The 19,338-nt window shown below is 37.3% G+C and carries 18 protein-coding genes; 6 read left to right on the top strand and 12 right to left on the bottom strand.

Going from position 1 to position 19,338, the window contains the following annotated elements:
• Window positions 1–78 precede the first annotated feature (78 nt).
• Window positions 79–1,386 carry a dihydrolipoamide acetyltransferase family protein gene (locus ACPDG9_RS00590; RefSeq protein WP_430525924.1) on the top strand — a complete coding sequence of 436 codons (1,308 nt, stop codon included), beginning with the start codon at window positions 79–81 and terminating at the stop codon, window positions 1,384–1,386.
• 119 nt (window positions 1,387–1,505) lie between these two features.
• Here ACPDG9_RS00590 and ACPDG9_RS00585 read toward each other — a convergent pair whose 3' ends face one another.
• Window positions 1,506–2,012, bottom strand: a complete 507-nt coding sequence (locus ACPDG9_RS00585) for a DUF1648 domain-containing protein (RefSeq protein WP_430525923.1) — start codon at window positions 2,010–2,012, stop codon at window positions 1,506–1,508.
• A 118-nt stretch (window positions 2,013–2,130) separates the two neighbouring features.
• Window positions 2,131–3,153, bottom strand: coding sequence for a helix-turn-helix transcriptional regulator (locus ACPDG9_RS00580; protein WP_430525922.1), 1,023 nt, complete (start codon window positions 3,151–3,153; stop codon window positions 2,131–2,133).
• A 737-nt stretch (window positions 3,154–3,890) separates the two neighbouring features.
• Between ACPDG9_RS00580 and ACPDG9_RS00575 the strand changes: the two genes are divergently transcribed.
• On the top strand, window positions 3,891–4,985 hold the full coding sequence (locus ACPDG9_RS00575) for a slipin family protein (protein ID WP_430525921.1): 1,095 nt from the start codon (window positions 3,891–3,893) through the stop codon (window positions 4,983–4,985).
• Window positions 4,986–5,139: 154 nt separating this feature from the next.
• Window positions 5,140–6,570: an RtcB family protein gene (locus ACPDG9_RS00570; RefSeq protein WP_430525920.1), complete on the top strand. Its 1,431-nt coding sequence runs from the start codon at window positions 5,140–5,142 to the stop codon at window positions 6,568–6,570.
• 263 nt (window positions 6,571–6,833) lie between these two features.
• Here the strand turns inward: ACPDG9_RS00570 and ACPDG9_RS00565 are convergent, their stop codons facing one another.
• Together ACPDG9_RS00565 and ACPDG9_RS00560 are read right to left on the bottom strand one after the other, a co-directional pair.
• A complete protein-coding gene (locus ACPDG9_RS00565; RefSeq protein WP_430525919.1) occupies window positions 6,834–7,766 on the bottom strand; it encodes a M48 family metallopeptidase in 933 nt (310 codons plus the stop codon).
• Window positions 7,766–8,326: a LemA family protein gene (locus ACPDG9_RS00560; RefSeq protein ID WP_430525918.1), complete on the bottom strand. Its 561-nt coding sequence runs from the start codon at window positions 8,324–8,326 to the stop codon at window positions 7,766–7,768. The genes ACPDG9_RS00565 and ACPDG9_RS00560 overlap by 1 nt, the downstream gene beginning before the upstream one ends.
• A 120-nt stretch (window positions 8,327–8,446) precedes the next feature.
• On the opposite strand from ACPDG9_RS00560, the gene ACPDG9_RS00555 reads away from it, so the two are divergent.
• Complete coding sequence (locus ACPDG9_RS00555) at window positions 8,447–8,611, top strand: hypothetical protein (RefSeq protein WP_430525917.1); 165 nt, start codon at window positions 8,447–8,449, stop codon at window positions 8,609–8,611.
• 80 nt (window positions 8,612–8,691) lie between these two features.
• Window positions 8,692–9,231 carry a hypothetical protein gene (locus tag ACPDG9_RS00550; RefSeq protein WP_430525916.1) on the top strand — a complete coding sequence of 180 codons (540 nt, stop codon included), beginning with the start codon at window positions 8,692–8,694 and terminating at the stop codon, window positions 9,229–9,231.
• 101 nt (window positions 9,232–9,332) lie between these two features.
• Here the strand turns inward: ACPDG9_RS00550 and ACPDG9_RS00545 are convergent, their stop codons facing one another.
• The 4 genes from ACPDG9_RS00545 to ACPDG9_RS00530 all read right to left on the bottom strand — a co-directional run bounded on the left by ACPDG9_RS00545 (window position 9,333) and on the right by ACPDG9_RS00530 (window position 15,901).
• A complete protein-coding gene (locus ACPDG9_RS00545; protein ID WP_430525915.1) occupies window positions 9,333–10,703 on the bottom strand; it encodes a RagB/SusD family nutrient uptake outer membrane protein in 1,371 nt (456 codons plus the stop codon).
• An 11-nt stretch (window positions 10,704–10,714) separates the two neighbouring features.
• Entirely contained in the window at window positions 10,715–13,759 is a 3,045-nt protein-coding gene (locus ACPDG9_RS00540; RefSeq protein ID WP_430525914.1) for a SusC/RagA family TonB-linked outer membrane protein, read from the bottom strand.
• A 97-nt stretch (window positions 13,760–13,856) separates the two neighbouring features.
• Complete coding sequence (locus ACPDG9_RS00535) at window positions 13,857–15,227, bottom strand: sensor histidine kinase (RefSeq protein WP_430525913.1); 1,371 nt, start codon at window positions 15,225–15,227, stop codon at window positions 13,857–13,859.
• Window positions 15,227–15,901 carry a response regulator transcription factor gene (locus ACPDG9_RS00530; protein WP_430525912.1) on the bottom strand — a complete coding sequence of 225 codons (675 nt, stop codon included), beginning with the start codon at window positions 15,899–15,901 and terminating at the stop codon, window positions 15,227–15,229. Before ACPDG9_RS00530 ends, ACPDG9_RS00535 begins: the two co-directional genes overlap by 1 nt.
• A gap of 154 nt (window positions 15,902–16,055) precedes the next feature.
• Here ACPDG9_RS00530 and ACPDG9_RS00525 point away from each other — a divergent pair, with 154 nt between their 5' ends.
• Window positions 16,056–16,445, top strand: a complete 390-nt coding sequence (locus ACPDG9_RS00525) for a VOC family protein (RefSeq protein WP_430525911.1) — start codon at window positions 16,056–16,058, stop codon at window positions 16,443–16,445.
• A gap of 102 nt (window positions 16,446–16,547) precedes the next feature.
• On the opposite strand, the gene ACPDG9_RS00520 is transcribed toward ACPDG9_RS00525, so the two are convergent.
• The 4 genes from ACPDG9_RS00520 to ACPDG9_RS00505 form a co-directional block, all read right to left on the bottom strand.
• Window positions 16,548–16,706 carry a hypothetical protein gene (locus ACPDG9_RS00520; RefSeq protein ID WP_430525910.1) on the bottom strand — a complete coding sequence of 53 codons (159 nt, stop codon included), beginning with the start codon at window positions 16,704–16,706 and terminating at the stop codon, window positions 16,548–16,550.
• Between the two features lie 125 nt (window positions 16,707–16,831).
• Window positions 16,832–17,356 (bottom strand): DUF4252 domain-containing protein, encoded by a 525-nt coding sequence (locus ACPDG9_RS00515; protein WP_430525909.1) that lies wholly within the window; start codon window positions 17,354–17,356, stop codon window positions 16,832–16,834.
• A 6-nt stretch (window positions 17,357–17,362) separates the two neighbouring features.
• Window positions 17,363–17,578 (bottom strand): hypothetical protein, encoded by a 216-nt coding sequence (locus tag ACPDG9_RS00510; RefSeq protein WP_430525908.1) that lies wholly within the window; start codon window positions 17,576–17,578, stop codon window positions 17,363–17,365.
• A gap of 124 nt (window positions 17,579–17,702) precedes the next feature.
• The gene (locus ACPDG9_RS00505; RefSeq protein ID WP_430525907.1) at window positions 17,703–18,734 is read right to left on the bottom strand and encodes a YncE family protein; all 1,032 of its coding nucleotides are present in this window, start codon (window positions 18,732–18,734) and stop codon (window positions 17,703–17,705) included.
• Window positions 18,735–19,338: the final 604 nt, after the last annotated feature.

Raw genomic sequence — 19,338 nt, 5'->3', positions numbered from 1 at the left:
TTATCTTTACGTGGAAAAAGTCCGAAATATTATTAAATTTGTAATCTGAATTAAGAAACACAACCTTAGGTTATAAATATGGCAAAGTTCGAATTGAAATTACCCAAAATGGGAGAAAGTGTTGCGGAAGCAACCATTACAAACTGGTTGAAGAATGTAGGGGATCGCATTGAGGCTGATGAGACAGTATTAGAAATCGCAACGGATAAAGTTGACAGTGAAGTTCCATCAGAAGTAGAGGGAACTTTAGTTGAAATATTATTTCAAGTAGACGATGTTGTTCAAGTTGGACAAACTATCGCTATCATTGAAACAGAAGGAGGAGAAGTTGCTTCAACTCCAGCAGCTACAGCTACACCAACTGTAGCGGCAGTAGAACAAACAGTACAAGTAGCACAAGAGGCTACTACACCAGTAGATTTTTCAGGATCTGAAAAATTCTTTTCACCTTTAGTTAAAAATATCGCGAAAGAAGAAGGAATTTCTATTAGTGAATTAGAAGCGATCCAAGGTACAGGAAAAGAAGGAAGAGTTACGAAAAACGATATCTTAGCTTATGTGGAGACAAGAGGATCTCAACCACAAGCAGTAACGGCTCCAGTGGCTAAGGTAGAAGTGGCAAAACCAGCAGCAGCTCCAGCAACAGCAACTAAAGCAGTTCCTGTGTCTGTTAACGGTGGAGATGAGATTGTGGAAATGGATCGTATGCGTAAACTGATTTCAGGATACATGGTACAATCACTTCAAACTTCAGCACACGTACAATCGTTTATTGAAGTAGACGTTACAAATATCGTAAACTGGAGAAATAAAGTTAAAAATACGTTTGAAAAGAGAGAAGGTGAAAAATTAACGTTCACGCCAATCTTCATGGAAGCAGTAGCTAAAGCGTTAAAAGATTTCCCAGGAATGAATATTTCTGTTGATGGAGATTTCATCATCAAGAAAAAGAATATCAATTTAGGAATGGCTGCAGCCTTGCCAAACGGAAACTTAATTGTACCTGTAATCAAAAATGCAGATCAATTGAATTTAGTGGGAATGGCTAAAGCAGTTAATGATTTAGGAAACCGTGCAAAAGCGGGTAAATTAAAACCAGACGATACACAAGGAGGAACTTATACGGTAACGAATGTGGGAACTTTTGGTAGCGTTTTCGGTACACCAATCATCAACCAACCACAAGTAGGTATTTTAGCTTTAGGAGCGATCAGAAAAGTACCAGCGGTTATTGAAACACCAGAAGGAGACTTCATCGGTATCCGTCAAAAAATGTTCTTATCACACAGTTATGACCACCGTGTAGTAGATGGAGCATTAGGAGGTTCTTTTGTGAAGCGTGTCGCTGACATTTTAGAAGCTTGGGATATTAATAGAGAAATCTAGTTTGGTTTACGGTGAACGGTTTACAGTTCACGGTAGCGATATAAATATAAAAGGGATTGTCTAAATGACAATCCCTTTTTTTGTATTAGATGTTTTGGCTTTTACCTTTTGACTATTTATTATTTGACTATACGTTGTTTCTTTTTAGAAGGGAGTAAGAAAAGTAAGGGTAGAAATCCTGCTATTAGTACGGCGAAAATAAAATAAGTACCTAAACCTTCTGTGTTGCCTAAAGCCGTTTGAATGGTTTGGAATTGAAGGTAGAACAGAATGACTAAGGTAGTAAGATTTAAAAAACGCATCATGCGCATGGCTTTAGTATAATAGGTAGCCGCATTTTCCTCTGTTATGGTTGCTGAATAATTATACAGATGAGGCTTGCTCTGATAGTAACGCAATAAAGCAAAAACGAAAATGCCTATTCCCACCAATAAAAAGAGAGAAACTTTATCTCCGTAAGCATCAGGCTCTCCCGCTACATTAAAGTGAGTCGGAATGGTTTTGGGTAACTGATTGTAATAAAAGGCAGTAACCCCTATAAACGCTGCTAGTGTTAGAATATTGAGTCCATCGACGAAACGATCGAAAGCTGTAGGTGTAATTTTGAGGATAGGTCTTTGAGTCATTTTTCGGTTATTTTTTAAAAAAATTAAATCTAAATTTAATAAAATTTAAAAAAAATGAAATAAAAAACAAAAAAGAAGCTGATATAAGGCTCCTTTTTTGTTTGAGCTGATACTCTTTTTATATCTCTTCCTTCAAATAATGTTGGTGCATTTTCTCCACGCGTTTGGCAATCTGTCGTTGCAGATGGCGAGGAGAAAGAACGACAATCGCTTCTCCAAAGCCTAAAATCTCGCGTTCTAATTCAAAATTGAGTACCACGTCTAAGCGAATTTTCATTCCTTTTTCATTTTCCTCCAGCAGCTGTTGTGAGCTGTGTAGTGGTTTGGTCTTGACATAAGGCGCATGGTATTGATTGACCCAGAGGATCACTTTTTGTGCACGGTCTTGTTCTGTTTTGGTCACCCCTAAGGTATCTTCAAAGTAACGATCGAAATCAACGCCTTGGTATTCCTTATAGGGTTCATTTAGGAGTGCGTGTACCTTGACAATGCGATCCAAAGCTAAGGTAAGGAGATGACGTCCTTTGCTCGCTCTAGTAACCAAAAACCAACGGTTGCGGTACTCTTTCAGCAAGTAAGGATAATAGAACTGTTTAGAGGCCTCTTTAGACTTAAACGACTTGTATTCGATTAATAAGGTTTGCTTGTTCTTGATCGCTTCATACAAGGGACTAATAAACTTAATTCCCTTCAATAACGGATTGCCCTCCATCTGAATGTAGTTCGGGGCTTGTGTACTATGCGTTAATAAACTATTGTCCAACTTAGCAATGATTTCACTCATTTCATCGACTTGACTAAACCCATTGAGGTGTTTTAAAATTGACACGACCTCTTTTAGTTTTTCCATATCCGCCTCATTGATCGGTGAGTTTTTTATGCTGTATTGTGGATCTTCATAGGTATAGTACTTTCGATCTACCACCACAATAGGCGCATTATAACCCAAACTATCGCTGCGCATGGTTTGTATGTCTAGCTGGATGGTGCGCTTGCTGATTCCCGTATCTATCCCTTCGTATTCGTATAATCCATCAGCTACCTTTTCAATGAGATCGTTCAATGTCCATTTTCTGAATCGGTTCTGTAAACAATCGTCGATAATGCGGTAGCGCAAAAGTGCTAGTTTGTTGGTTGCCATTGGTCTTTTGCTCTATTTTCATTTCAAAGATAGCAAATTTTAATTTTAAGTACGCAATGTAGTTGCTCACTTAAAATTATTTCGAAAAATTTTTAGTTGTAATTTAGTGTTATATAGTATTTTGAAAAATTTTTGTCATTTATTTTTTAGTACGTAGATATTTTGCGTAGTTATAGGTACATCTTTGTACTGTTCGAAAGATACAAACCTTGGAAGCGTTTCTGTATAGCGCGGAAGTAAGGCACAATTGTTCCCCTTATCCTGTTTGTATGTAGAGAAAAATGAGGTTCGACTCCTCACATTTGCTTCGGTGAATGACTAGTGGTTTAGTTTCGTTATTTGGGTCGTAGGTTCGAATCCTACTATTGCAGTAGCAATATAACTCAGCTGGTTAGAGTAAAATAGCAATTGCCTCAAAAGCAATCTTTGGTGAAGAAGGAGAACTTCAATAAAAAATCTCCTCCATGAAAAAGTTCAGTCCATTAGTGTTTCTGTTTTAGCTGTTCTTCTCTTGAGAAAGATAGCATAAAACACCTTGCCTAAGCCTGTAAAAACAAGCAAGGCTACAAAAAGAGGATTAGGGATGATATAGGGCGAATCACTTGCTTGCTGAGGGATTCCAGACTATAAACAAATAATCTAATTTTTTAGTCTGTTTCTTTTTCCGCCAACCGCAAGGGAAACCTAATTGAGGCTGTTCTTTTATACGCATGACATAAAAAATAAAAAAGATAAAAATGAAAAAGTTACAAGTAAAAACCAACCACGTAGCCTTAGTGTTTAACCAAGGAGAATTGCAAAAAGTACATTCCGCAGGACAGTATTGGATGTGGGGAAATAAAGAAGTTGTGGAGTATAACAAAGCCGAATTATTCCCTATGCGTAGAGATATGGAGGCGTTGTTGAAAAATGAGCAATTAGTAGCGATGTTGGATATCGTAGATGTAATGGATGATGAAATCCTTTTAGTATACAAAAATAAGGTGTTCTATACGGTATTAGCCGCAGGACGTTACATCTTTTGGAAGGATACAAACATCTATTCATTTGAACGTTATCAAACAACGGCTTTAGAAGTACCAGCCTCAATTGCTAGAAACATCAGAACTAAAGGTGCTATGCTCAACTTCTTGCGTATGTATACGGTTGGAGCCAATGAAAGGGGCTTATTGTTTGTCGATGAGCAGTTTCAAGGTATCTTGGATGCTGGAGATTATTGTTATTGGAAAAATGAGATTAAAGTGCAAATCATCTTTGTCGATGTGCGTCAACAAACGATGGATATGAATGGACAAGAAATCTTGACCAAAGACAAAGTGCAATTGCGTATCAACTTCAATCTTGTTTATCAAATCCGTGATTTGTTAACCGCTTATGTGGCAAACAAAGAGGTGGAGAAGCAAATGTACAATGCTGTTCAATTGATGTTGAGACAAAAAGTAGGTCGACTATCTTTTGATGAATTGATGGAGAACAAAGAAAATGTATCTCAAGCGATTTTGGAAGACGTGCAAGTGGAGCTTGTCGCTTTGGGAATAGACTTAAAAGCGTGTGGTATCAAAGATATCATCTTGCCAGGTGATATTCGGGAAATTATGAATCAGGTATTGATCGCTGAGAAAAAAGCACAAGCCAATATGATTACAAGAAGAGAAGAAACAGCTGCTACTCGTAGCTTGTTGAATACCGCGAAATTGATGGAGGAAAATGAGATGTTGATGCGATTGAAAGAAATGGAGTATATTGAGAAAATTGCTGATAAAGTTGGTGAAATTAGCCTATCAGGAGGCGGTAATGTCTTGAAACAATTGAAAGAGGTATTTGGGAGGTAGTTATCAGTTAACGGTTATCAGTTAACGGTTAACTGATTCCCCATAACTGATTCCCCATAACTGATACCTCATAACTGATACCTCATAACTGATACCTCATAACTGATACCTCATAACTGATACCTCATAACTGATTCCCCATAACAGAAAAAAAATGAAAGAAAATACAACAATAAACGGAAACGATTTAATAGCCTTAGGATACCCACAAACAGCTTTATTGGGTATAGCCTTAAAGGCAAATAAAAAGAGAACAGGGTTAACGAAAATAGAAATGTTAGCTCATTACAAAATGGTGTTGGATAATGCGGAAGATTACATCAATCATAAGATATTTGGAAAACTAGCAACTGCTATTATCGAAGGCGTTGGTCAGCGAGAAGAGGAAGACACGATTCCCTTGAGAGAAGAAGGTGTGGCTTATAGTGTATATGGATCCCAACATATTGAAGAAGGAGCCATCCGCCAAATGCAAACCGCGGTAAAATTACCTGTGGCGGTTGCAGGGGCTTTAATGCCCGATGCGCATCAAGGGTATGGATTGCCTATTGGTGGGGTGTTAGCCACAGAACATGCGGTGATTCCCTATGGAGTAGGGGTGGATATTGGATGTCGAATGGCCTTGTCTATTTTTGATATTAAGGGGGTGGAGTTCTATGGAATGGAAGCCTTGTTAAAAGAACAGTTGGTGAAACATACCAAGTTTGGAGCAGGGCATGGGTTTCTCGGTCAGTATAAAGCTCAGCATGAGATTTTAGACCGTGGAGAATTTAACCTAAACCCTTTTATCAAGAATTTACAAGACAAAGCATGGGAACAATTGGGATCTTCGGGAGGTGGAAATCACTTTGTGGAATGGGGGTTGATGGAATTTATGGAACGCGATGAAATATTGAACATTGAAAAAGGAACCTATTTAGCCTTGTTGACTCATTCAGGATCGAGGGGGATGGGGGCGATGATTGCGGGGCGTTATACCCAAATTGCCAAAGGACAATGTAAGTTACCGCATGAAGCACAAAATTTAGCCTATTTGGATTTAAATTCAGAAGCGGGACAAGAATATTGGGCTTTGATGAATTTAGCTGGTGATTATGCTTCCGCTTGTCACGAGGTGATTCACGCTAAATTGACGAAAGCCATTGGAGCTGAAGTGTTGGCTAAAATTGAGAACCACCATAACTTTGCATGGAGGGAAATGTACCAAGGTAAAGCGGTGATTGTTCACCGTAAAGGAGCTACACCGGCGAGTAAAGGAGTGATGGGAATTATTCCTGGTTCCATGACTGCACCTGGTTTTTTGGTGAGAGGAAAAGGAGAAGAAGAAGCGCTAAACTCAGCCTCTCATGGTGCAGGAAGACAGATGAGTCGAACACAAGCCATCAAAACGCTAAAAGCAAGCGATATAAAGGCTGTTCTACAAGATCACGGTGTGGAACTCATCGGAGCAGGTAAAGATGAAGCACCGATGGCGTATAAAGATATTCACCAAGTGATGGCCGCACAAGGGGATTTAGTGGACGTGGTTGCCAAATTTATACCTAAAATTGTCCGTATGGCTGCTGATGGTAGTAGAGAGGATTGAGTTGGGGAACGGTTGACAGTTTACGGTTGACAGTTTGTAGGACACTGTTCACCATTATAGCAGTAATTCTTCTTTGTAATACGCGAAATATTCGCTTATTTAACAGCAATTCTTTGTTATTCAGTAAGATGCATAATAGTTGTTTTAGTAGTGATAAAGATAAAACAAAAAACACCTTCATCCCTTTTTATGGTTGAAGGTGTTTGTATGTTGTATTGATACGAGTTCATTTTAAAATTTAAATCGGATAAAAATGCGTTAGATTACATCTTTTCCAGAAAATCAATGCGTTTTTCGATTGGAGGATGGGTACTAAAAATAGAACTGATATCCCCCAAGAATCCCTTGCTTTTTGACTCATCGCTGTTGTCAATAAAGAGTTCTTTTACTTCGTTATTGGTCGTTTCTAATTTGGAGTTTCCACTGATTTTACGCAATGCACTAGCTAGAGCATGGGCATCTTTGGTCATGCTAACTGCACCCGCATCAGCCATATATTCTCGGCTTCTCGATAGGGCGAATTTAAAGACCATAGAGAAAAAATAGATCACTAGCGTGACTACCAAAATAAGGATAATGATAGCGCCTCCATTGCCTTTTCCTCCGCGTCTTCGTCCCAAACCATTGAATAATCCGCGCAATAATAAATTGAGAATAACACCCAAAATTCCTACAAATACGATAGTGACGATGAGTAATCGCACATCGTTGTTGCGAATGTGCATGAGTTCATGCGCAATAACCCCTTCCAATTCTTTATCGTCTAACTTCTCTATGATTCCCCGGGTTAAGGTAACTGAATGTGATTTCTGATTGATCCCCGAAGCAAAGGCATTTAAAGCCTCCGTTTCAATAATGAAAAGCTTAGGCATCGGCATCCCAACTGACATACACAAGTTCTCAGTTAGATTATACACCCGTATGTTGTCTTTTCGCTCTAGTGGTTTTGCATGTGTGGCTCGTTGAATCATTTGGTTGTGAAAAAAGTAAGAAATAACAAACCAAATCCCAACGACTGCAAAAACAATAGGAGTAACTTGTAAGATCGGATCATAAGCTGATGCCCAATTCCAACTTGATAAGTATCCGATAATAAAAATGATTCCCAATAAAATTAATAAAGGGAAAGAAAATAAAAGGAGAACCGATTTGGTGTTGTTTCTTCTAATTTGCGTATGTAAACCAACGTATGCCATTAAAACTTAATCTCAGGTGCAACATCAAGTTGAGTGCGCTGTTCAGCAGCTAGCTCAAAGAAAGGTTGTCTGCTCATGTTTTTCATCCCTGCAACAAGGTTTGAAGGAATCGATTCGATCGCAGTGTTTAATTCTTTTGTAGCTGAATTGAAGTAGCGACGTACAGCAGCTAATTTATTTTCAATATCTGAGACTTCGTTTTGCAATTGTAAGAAGTTCGTATTCGCTTTTAGATCAGGATAAGCTTCAACTGCAACACGCAATCCCGCTAAGGCGGAAGAAAGTTGTTGTTCAGCCTGAATTTTAGTATTGATATCTCCCGCTTGCATCGCAGCTGTACGGGCTTGCGTCAGTTTTTCTAAAGTTTTTGCTTCGTGTTCCATATATCCTTTTACAGAAGAAACCAGCTGAGGAATTAAATCATGACGTTGCTTGAGCTGTACATCAATGTCAGCAAATGCATTTTCTCTGTTGTTTTTTAATGCTACTAATCTATTGTTCGTAGCGATGTACCACAGAACAAGTAGAACAAGAATACCGATTCCAATAAAAATTGCCATAGTCTATAATTTTTTATCTAAGATAAGACTTTTAGATTTTTAGCGCTCTAAAAACACATGAGAAAGCGCATGAGCATACTTTTTATAGTATAGTGCTAGAGAAATAAATCAAAGAGTCCCATGCGTATAGGATCTACCAAACGAAGTGTTCTGTGGTATGAACTGTTGTTTGTAGCTTTGACTTTTATACAAGCAGCTATGGCAATGCGTATGCCATGTTTAATTAGAGTTGTTGGGGTATTCTTGCTAGATGTGGTTTATTTTTGTTTGGCAGTCGATGGATAACAAAAGAGAACCAATCAAAAGGACAACAACCTATTTAAATTTTCTAGTAGAAATATTACCTTTGTTTTAAACTGACTTACATGAAAAAACTATTGACACTCACAATTGTATGTTTGTTCACGCTAGCGTGTAAACAAAGTACACAACAAGACACCACAACAAAAGAAGGGACTACAATTGAACATTCCGCAAAAGCGTTTGAAAAAACAGAAACGCTAAAAAAAATTAGCAGTGAGTTGCTTGTTCCGATGGAAATTGTCGACCCTACTTCTACTGTAGTAACGACGAAATATGGATTGGAATTCGGTGGTAACTGCGATGCGTGTGATGTAGTCAATATCTTGATTGACGGAGAAATGATTACCGTAATGAATGCTTGTGACCTCAGTAGTCAGTTGTCTTATACAATCAAATCCGTGGAAGAAGACGGTGCGCAAATTAGTATTCACACGCAATCTCATACGTTTGTATTTGAACAAGTGGAAGACTATCCAGTTTACAGTTTAAAAGTAATCGGTGAGGAAATAGATGAATCGCTATTTAGAGAAGCTTCTTTTTATACCTTACGCAGCTTGTTGGAAACTTTTGAAGTACACGATTGTGGAGATTTTGAAGGATAGATTCTTTTTGTGAAATCGTGAGGTTTGCGCTTTGTGAGGTTGTGAAATTTTCTACAAAAAACAATTCTCACCAAGCATAAACCTCACAAACCTCATAAACCTCACAAATTCGGATTGCTCTGTATTTCTTTCAACGGAATTGGCAATTGATATAGCGGACTGTCAAACAGAAGTAATGAATGGTCCGAAGCAGTGGCTAAATCCTCCGAATTGCGTTCTAGTGTTCGACCCAAACGCTTTAAGTCGAAGTAACGATGTCCTTCAAAAGCCAATTCCTTAAAGCGCTCAATTAAAATTCGTTCTTCTTTGAGTAGGGTCGTGGTGACAATTCCTGTTCTCACTTCTTCTAATGCCTGAATATCTGCCAAAGCTTGCTCTTGTGCACCCAAATTGAAAAGAGCCTCTGCGCGAATAAGGTATAATTCTGCCGTTCGAAATACAGGTAAGTCACTAATTCTATTTTCATTGTACTCTCCGGAGTATTTGGCAATTTGATGGGGTTGTTCCGCTCCAAAAAACAGCATCGATCGAATATCGCTTCCCGTATAGGATTGAATTAATTTAGAAGAAGCATAAAATAAGCTTTTTCCCGTATTGAAGTTGTACCATAAAGTAGTTGGACGAAGATCATCACTGTTATTTCGAGCGAGTTTAAAGATAACTTCTGTTGCTTGGTTTTGTTGCCATAAAGCAGTGTATTGTTCTTTCGTTGCCAAAGGGAACTGATCAATTCCTTTACTTGCATAGTTAATTGCTCGGTTGTAATCTTTTTGATATAAAGCCACACGAGCAGCAAGTGCCTGTGTTGCAGCAAGTGAAAATCGCGTTGGAACATTCGTATCGGTCAATTGTTTTTCCGCTGCTTGGATATCGTCCCATAATACATGGTAGTAATTCTCTTTGAGGGTCTTTCCTGGTTTTTTGTACAAGTCTGTATCAACAACGTAAGGAACCGTTGATGCTTGTCCGGTTTTTGCATCAGAATCTCCAAAGATGCGGTGCAATTCGAAGTGGACCATAGCGCGTAAACCTTTTAATTCACCCTCTAAAGCAACCATCTTTTCCTTGTCAATCGCCGTTTCTTGAGGAACGCGATGTTGGTTCTCCAGTAAGTTATTGATTTTGTATATAGTGTGATAATAATCTTTCCACGCTTCGTGCAGCAATTCGTCATCTGAACTATAGATCCAGCGATTCAGCTGAACCGCATAACCGTTTACTCCTGTATTTTCGCTGCTCAACTGACAATCATCCGCCATAATGGAACCCAATAACGTGGAGTACTCCAAATGCAAATTGTTGTAAACGCCTATTACGCCAAGTTCAAAATAACGAACGGATTGGTACATTTGATCCGAATCGACATTTTCTTTGGGATCAATAGCAAGCAAATGGTCACAACTCGTCAAGCAAAATAAAGACAAGAGAAGCAGTGCAAACTTTTTTAGGGTATAGGTTGTTGTATGTATCATGTGTTGTGTTTTTAGAAAATTACTTTTACACCCGCTGTGATGGTGCGAGGTAGTGGATATTCGTATTGGTACCAGTTGTTGTCGTCTTCAGGATCTTGTCCTTTCCATTTGGTCCAAGTAATCAAATTTGACCCTTGCGCAAATACATTGACTTCTTTGACGAATTTACTGGCTCTCCTGAATTGAGTCATCTTATAGTTGATGGTTACATTTCTCAATTTTAAATAATCTGCCTTTTGCAATTCGCGATCTGTTAAGTATCTCGTATAACTTGGATGAGGATTACTACTTTCATCTCCGGGTTGTTGCCACATCTCGAGCATACTCGTTGATTGGTTGTAAATGCGGTAATTCGGATCTGCGGCAGTGCGATAAAATTCACCCGTATTGAGGCGATACATTCCTTTAATAAAAGAAAATAACGCACTTACTTCTAAGTTTTTGTAGCGAAAGTTTGTCGTGATTCCCCCTTTCCAAGAAGGATCAAAGCTACCTTTAACAAGTACGGCATCTTCTGGATCGTAAACATCAGTAATATGGCCTTCCTTATCAAAGTATTGTGGAGCTCCTGTTTGTGTATTTACACCCGCCCAACGTACCATATAAAAGTGTCCAAGCGATTTTCCTACTTGGTGAATGGAGTAATCTTCTGTTACTATTTCGTCTTCTTCTCCTAAACTCAGAATCTTGTTTTTGTTGAAAGCGAGATTTAATCCCATATTCCACGTAAAATCTCCCTGTCGAATCAGATCCCCTCCAATTCTAAATTCAATGCCTCGGTTGCGTATTTTACCCAAGTTAGAAGGCAGGGATTCAAAGCCAGACGTCATGGATAACGTGCGATCCAAGAAGAGATCACTCGTTATACGGTTGTAGAAATCAATTTCGGTAACGAGGCGATTTTGAAAAAATCCCATCTCAATTCCCACATCAAAGATGCGATTCATTTCCCAATTGTAATCGGCATTTCCTGGCGTGGTAGGTACTAATCCTGCTTGACCGTTATATGGACCAGGACCATACAAACGACGATAGCCGAAATCACTGGCAAATCCATTTGCATTGCCTGTTAATCCATAGCTTATACGCAATCTTGCAGTAGAGATAACCTCTACATCTTGTAGAAAGTCCTCGTATTTTGCATTCCAATTACCGCCAAGTGCATAGAAGTATTTGTATCGGTTGGCTGAAGGTACACGAGAAGATCCATCTCTTCTCAAACTACCCGTTAAGGTGTACTTATTTTCAAAAGAATAACGCAGTAAAGCTAGTTGAGAAAGCAATACATTTTCTGAAGCTCCTCCTTCGATTTTTGGGATAAAGTCATTTTCAGGTGAGCCTGGTGTAATACCGCCAGGTGTTTGATCCAAACCAGAAACCAATCCAAATCCTGTAAATCCATGATAATCCTGTTTGTATCGGTTGATTTCAACTAGTCCAATAGCCTCAAGTTCGTGTCGATCCCATTGAGTTCTGTAGTTAAACCCTACGTTACTCATGGTGCTGATCTTATTTTGATCTCCTTGGCTGTACATTCCTTTTCCTCCTTCTTCAACTAAGGATCCAAAGTAGGAATCGGGTTTAATACTATGGGTATTGGAATACTTGCTGTAATCTACCCCTAAGGTTGAGGTTAGTTTTAATTCATCCGTAATAGCATAGGAAAAATTGCTGGATAATACGCCTTTTAGACTTGTAGCTTTTCGGTTTACCTCTTGATACATGGCTAATGCATTTGTACCGAATCGATTCACCCCTGGTTGTAGTTTCCCTTGTTCATCATAAGGGTTTTCATAAGGCAAAGCAAAGTAAAGAGAAGCGACTGGGTTGGTTTCGCTGACGTCAAAATCCGATTCGGACTCTTTACTGTTGCTATGTGCCAAGTTAATGAAAAAATCAGCCTTAAAGCGTTTGCTTTGATGGTTAATAGTTGAATTAATCGTAAATCGTTCTAAACCTGAATTATATAATACCCCCTCTTGATTGGCATAAGTAAAAGAGGTGTAGTGTTGTGTTTTTTCGGAACCACTTGTTAGACTTAACGCATGGGACTGTAGCATTCCTTTGCGCAGTAATTTCTTGCGCCAATCGATATTTGTCTGTCTCAACTGTTCAAGTTGTTGAGCATCTCGAATATAATCTTCATCCGTTTTGGCTACTATACTGCCTTGAACTATTTTATAAGGGTTCTGCGCAGAATAAGCCCAACCTGGTAAATTAGGGTCTTGTAAGAGTTCCTCAAATTGCAAACGTTGATTGGTGTTCATCATATCCCATTTGCTGTTGTTCGCTTGAGCAAAACCCAATTGCGTTTGGTAGGCAACACGCAAAGGAGATTGAGGTATTCCTTTTTTGGTGGTTACAACAATAACCCCATTCGCTCCTCTTGACCCATATTGAGCGGTAGCAGCTGCATCTTTTAAAACGGTGATATCCTCAAAGTCTTCTGCAGGTAGAGCGGTAAATGTTTCGGGTGAAATGGGCATTCCATTTAAAATATACAAGGGGTTGGTGTTTTCATCCTGTAAAGATCCAATACCGCGAATCGTAACACGCCCCGGTGTTCCAGGTTGACCTGAGGGGGAGGCTACATACAAACCCGGTACTTGCCCTTGTAAGGCTTGATCCATCGAACTTACTTGTAATTGGTTTAATGCTTTAGCCTCAATTTTTCCAATAGCACCTGTGGTTCTTGATTTGGATTGTTTCGTGTAACCCGTGATTATAATCCCATCTAATACGTTCTCCTCGATGAGTAAGTCAATCGTATCGGGAATAGCATCGGCAGTAAAAGATAGTACTTGATCTTGATATCCCAAATACGATAACCGCAATTGGATGGTTTCTTCTTCTTGTTCAGTCGTCAAATCGAAAGAACCATCCTCTAAGGTAAAACTATATTCATTTTTGCTGATATTCTCTATCGTTACTCCGGGTAAGGGGAGTAAGGTTTCAGCATCTCTGACCAAAATGGGAGTTTTTTTATCATGAGCTTGGGCACTTATTAAAGCAAAATAGCATACTAAAGTAACCAAAAGTCTTTTCGTTTTGCGCATATCAGTTTGTATTTATTGAGGATACAAACCTAGTAGCAACAGATTAGAGGCGCTTTAAATTGAGATAAAGAAGGAATTAAAAAGAGATTAAAGAAAATTAATGTGTCTTTTTAAGGTGTTTGGGCAGGCGGATTGTTACCGTTGTTCCTTGTTGTAGAATCGAAGTTACGGTTAATGTACCTTGATGTAACTCTACAATTTTGTAGGCCAACGACAAACCTAATCCTGTACCTTTAATTCCCAATGCATTAGGCGATCGGAAGAAAGGGAGAAAAAGCTTGTCCAAATCTTCTTGCTGTATACCTATGCCTTGATCAGCAATAGCTATTATTATAGCAGAATTGTCTGTTGTTAAAGTGAGTTGAATCGGTGCGTGATTGGAAAATTTATGCGCGTTGAGAATGATGTTCGAAAGGGCTATTTCCATTAAATGTGAATTCCCAATAAAGTAGAGCGCATACAATTCTTCCTGTGTTTCTAAGGTTAGGTTGAGGTTTAAATCTTTTTGTTTCGCAAGTAAGTGATCAATAACAGTCCACCAAAAAGTTTCAAAAGACGTGTCAATCAACGAATAGCAAGCATTATTTAATTGAGATAAGGTGAGTAGGTTACTGATGATTCGATCAATGTGACTAGCATCTCTGACAATGCCCTCCAAGACTTCTTGATATTCAGCAGTAGAACGCGAACTGCGCAAAGTAATTTCTGCGTTCCCCATCATGGAAGCAATTGGCGTTTTTAATTCGTGTGATGCATGTGAAACAAAAGACTGTTGATTGTCAAAGGATAAATGAAGACGCAAAAATAACATATTAATTGTGTTGCTTAGTATTTTGATCTCATCATTTGACATATGTTCCACTGGAATCGGTTGGATCAGTGTTTCAACATCTTTGTCTTGGATGTGCTTGATCATGCTTTTGATTGGATTCAACAGCGAATTTGAAAAAATGCGAGAGAGAACAAAAGTAATAAGCAGCGCAATAAATAAACTAAAAAGCATGATGTTGCGCAATTGTTGTAAATCTTTTTCTCCATTTTCGTTGGTTGCTTTAGCTACGATGATGTAATCACCAGAATTGTCTTCGTAAAAAACACCAACGATATAGTCCCCATCTTGCTTAAATTGTACTTTTTTTTGAATATAGATTTGACTTAATAACTGTTTATCCCATTTTAATTCTCGTTCTGCTATATAAGTCGGCTCAAAAGAAGAGGTATAGATGCGTATTTGTTCTTTGGGAAGTGTTCTCGGAAATTTGCGGAGCACTTCTTCATATTCGGCTGGGGTGAAGTTGTCTTCCGCTAAGTAGTTATGACCAACCGTTATGGCGCGATCCTCCAATTGGCGAAAGAAATTCTTTTTCCATTGGGTTGCGACTACAAAGTAGATGGAGGTTAATACACTCAAAAGCAAAATGGCAAATAAGCCAATAAACTGTAGGGAAAGTCGGGTTCTTATTTTCATTACTCGTCTTTTAAGATATACCCCATGCCAATTACTGTTTGTATTAAAGGGGTTGTTTGATTTTTATTGATCTTTCTTCTCAAATAGTTAATGTAGACATCGATGAGGTTTGTCCCTCGATCAAAGTTGATCCCCCAAACTGCTTCTGCAATTTGAGCACGACTGAGTACGCGATTTTTATTGAGTAAAAAATATTCAAGCAAATGATATTCTTTTTGGGTGAGATTGATTTCTTCTGAATCGCGATAAACTTTCTTTTTGTAACAATTCATTACTAAATTATCTGCGGTGTATTCAAGGCTAGGTAAGGTCATTTTATTGCGACGCGTTAAGGCATTAATACGCAATAAAAGCTCTTCATAATGAAAAGGCTTGGTTAAATAATCATCTGCCCCCATATGAAAGCCTTTGATTTTATCGTGTAAGGTAGACAAGGCGGTGAGCATTAAAACAGGAATATCCGATTTGTACTTCTTAACCTCTTGACAAATATCAAAACCATTCATATTTGGAAGGATTACATCTAGTATGATGAGATCAAACTCTTGCTCCATGGCGAGTTTTAACCCCATAAAACCTTCATAAGCTAACGTTACATGATGTTGACTTTCTTCTAATCCTTTGCGAATAAAATTCGATACCGTCGTTTCATCTTCAACAAGTAAAATATTCATAAGCTAAATTTTTAAACAAAAATAAAACTTATAAGTACTTGAAAATTAACATTAAAGAAATTTAATGGTAGATTAGAAAACGATAAGAGTGATGAGAAAAGAAGATTGAGTATGTTTTTTTACTAAAATCAAATTGTATATTCGGACAAAAAATATGATTCGATATTCTTATACTATTTTGTATGTAAAACAGGTAGAAACTACCGTTGAATTTTACGAAAAGGCGTTTGGATTTGAACGCAAGTTCTGCACTCCAGAAGGCGATTATGCAGAGTTAATTTCTGGTGAAACAACGATCGCGTTTGCATCAGAAGCACTCGCTACATCCAATTTGTCAAAAGGTTTTATTTCAGCTAGCAAGGAGAGCGTTTTTGGTATAGAACTTGGCTTTGTTGTGGCAAACGTTGAAGAAGCTGTTGCTCAAGTAGTAGCAGTAGGAGGGGCGCTGTATGAAGAGAGTCAGGTGAAACCTTGGGGACAAACCGTTGCTTACGTCACCGATTACAACGGATTCTTGATCGAATTGTGCACAGCAATGGCGTAAAATTAGGGCATAAAATTTCATGCCCAATGTTGAGCAATTAGAAAAAAATGTGATGAATAACCATCACAATTTTTTTCTTGTAAATGCTATATCGTCTTGATCTTAGTCTAGTTTGTTTTCTTCATCATCATCTTCCTTTTTTGGGCTTCCTCCCATAAACATGAAGATTGCTACGACAAGTCCCACACATACTAACCCAAAGATAATGATCATAAATGTGCCATTAGCAAAATTGTACAGAGGTAAATTCATTAAGTTCATAATACGTGTTTATTTATGTTATTCTGTACTAATTTATGAAAAATAATATTAATATAGTCTGATAAATGTCAGTTGATTATTGTAAATAATAAAAAAAGCCCCTTTAAAAAAGGGGCTTTGATGTTTTATAGCTTGTCTAGGGTATTCCCTAAAGGAAGATTCATTTTTTTAGTTAGAGAGGAAAGCTCCTTTAAGCTGAAGTTTCCGGTGATGAGAACTAAAATAGTTTCTTTTGAAGAATCTACACTGTCATTAAGCATTACTAACTCAGAAATATTTTGATTTGTTCCTGTTTGGTCAATGTAAATGACAATTTTTGCGTCATTGTCTTTTTTGTTGATTAACTCTTTTAAGTTTTTTGTTTTGACGTAGTCTTGAACAGTTGCATTCATTTCGTTTTTTACTTCGGCTGTTTTTGAATTGAAAACGCGTAGACTATTCAATTTTTTGATGAGGTCAAAGTAAAGCTGTTCTTCGGTATTCGTCGCTTCGACTTTAACATTAGCCATCATTTCAAACATCTTTTTGTTTACAATAACATTATTGATGTTTTTGTTTTTTTCAAACTTCGAAAAAGTATCCTGACCCAAAGCTTGATTTGCTGAGCAAAGGGCAAAGCAAAAAAGTAAATATGGTATAATTCGTTTCATGCTATTTTAATTTGTCGTATCGCCCGTATTTAATGCTTTAGAAACCTCAGTTAATATAGATTTACACTCTTGGTAAGCTATTTCTGGATTTGTAAAAGTTCCCAGATTGGCTTCTGAGGTTGTACGTGTTGTCTTGATGTATTGCGTTTGTACAATCAACACAAGTAAACTAATGGCCAATATACCAACAATGAAGTAGGTGAATTTTTTTTTGTTCTTCATTATTCTTGCGAACTAAATTAATATCTAAAGTAAAAATAGGAAATATAATGGAACTATTGTCACTTTTTTAAAAGATAGTGTGAATAAGAGACAAATAAAAAAGAGTCCATTTGGACTCTTTTGTTTATTTTTTGAAGTTAGCGTAAAAATTATTTGTTAGAATTCCCGCTTTAAAGCTGTTTACTTTTTTTCCTTTTTGATAGACATCAACCGTACTTTCTTCATTCATGTCTCCTGCATCTCCAATGTAAATCGTAGCATTGATTACATTAAATCCGTAGAAAGAAGAAGCGTCATTGAACTTTTCTTCTGGGATGCTTACTACAGGGGTAACTTGTACATTAGTGTCACTTGTTCTCCAGTTATAGACGTGATTTGCACTAGTATAGTATAAGTCATTGTTGTCTAAACGAAGATTCTTCGCATTTGAATTTCTCGTTGAGAAGAATTCTGTTACTTTAGAATCCGTATGCGCATCTATTTTATAGAAATATGATTTGTCAGTTGTCGATGAAATCGCATAAACGAAATCGCCAAGAACCGCTATTCCCTTTAACTCACTTTCAATAGCTATTTTTTTAGTTACAACGAAATTGGAACTAAGAACTGCAATTTCACTTTTCGTTTCAGAAATATTTTTCTGAACATATAGTTTAGTATTCCAAGCGATGATTTGACCAACCGCCTCTCCCATGTCAACTTCTTGTATAAGCTTGTTGTTTGAATCATAGATCGAAATAGTATGGGTCTCTGCGTTTGTTACGTACATTAAATTATTTGCGAACGCGATATAAAGCGGTTGATTTAATCCTTCTTGGATTGATCCTTCGTGCTTAAATGTATAACGATCAAAAATCTCAATCGAATTTGAACCTTTCATCACAACATATGCTTTGTTGTCTTTAAATGCAATACTATGTGCTACATCTCCCAGTGTTTTTTCTGGTGTAATAGCAATATTTTCGTGGTATTTATCAAAAGCAAAACTCGCAAATCCTATGGAAGCATCATTCAATTGAAAACCTCCTTCATTTAATATAATCAAACCATTATCAAGATTTGGTGCTATTGGTTTTTCTACAAATGGGTCATCTGATGTACTACAAGATGTTGAAAGGATTGATAATGATAGTGCTAGAAATAAAAGTTTTTTCATATTTAGTTGCATAGTATTAGTATTACACGAAAGTGAAAGTTTAATAAAATGTTAATTTTTATCTTTCTCAAAATTAGTTTTTATTCTGAAATAAACAAGAACTAAACGATAAAAATTATATGAGATACAAGTAATTATCTTATAAGCATCTACTTATAACCTACTATACGCGTTCAAATACCTATAATGTTAGACGGTGTACTAGCGGAAACAGAGGCATATTACTTGGTTATTCCTTGTTTTTAAAACGAATAAAGGGAGGTTTTCGTATAGGGTGTCGGCGCTAATTAAGGAAGAAAAGAATCAAAAAAAGAGTTGTTTAACAAATATTAACAAAAGAGCTCTGTAATCCTTTAAGTACTCAAATAAAAATAAAATTGTTTGTTTTTTCTTTTTTAGTTCGGAATGTTTTGAACTAAAAAGGTATAAAATGAATAAAAAGAACTGTTTCAGTTTTAAAAAGACTTGGAAATACGCGAATTATATAGAAATTCGTAAAAATCAAATAAACGCGTATCAGACCCTATAGGTTGAGAAATTATTTTTGATTTAGTGTTAAATAACGTAAGTAGGTAGTTTTTAACTAAGATAAAGCTATGTTAGG

Source organism: Myroides sp. C6-3, assembly GCF_050522425.1.
GTDB lineage: Bacteria > Bacteroidota > Bacteroidia > Flavobacteriales > Flavobacteriaceae > Flavobacterium.
This window is presented reverse-complemented; position numbering and strand designations above follow the sequence as displayed.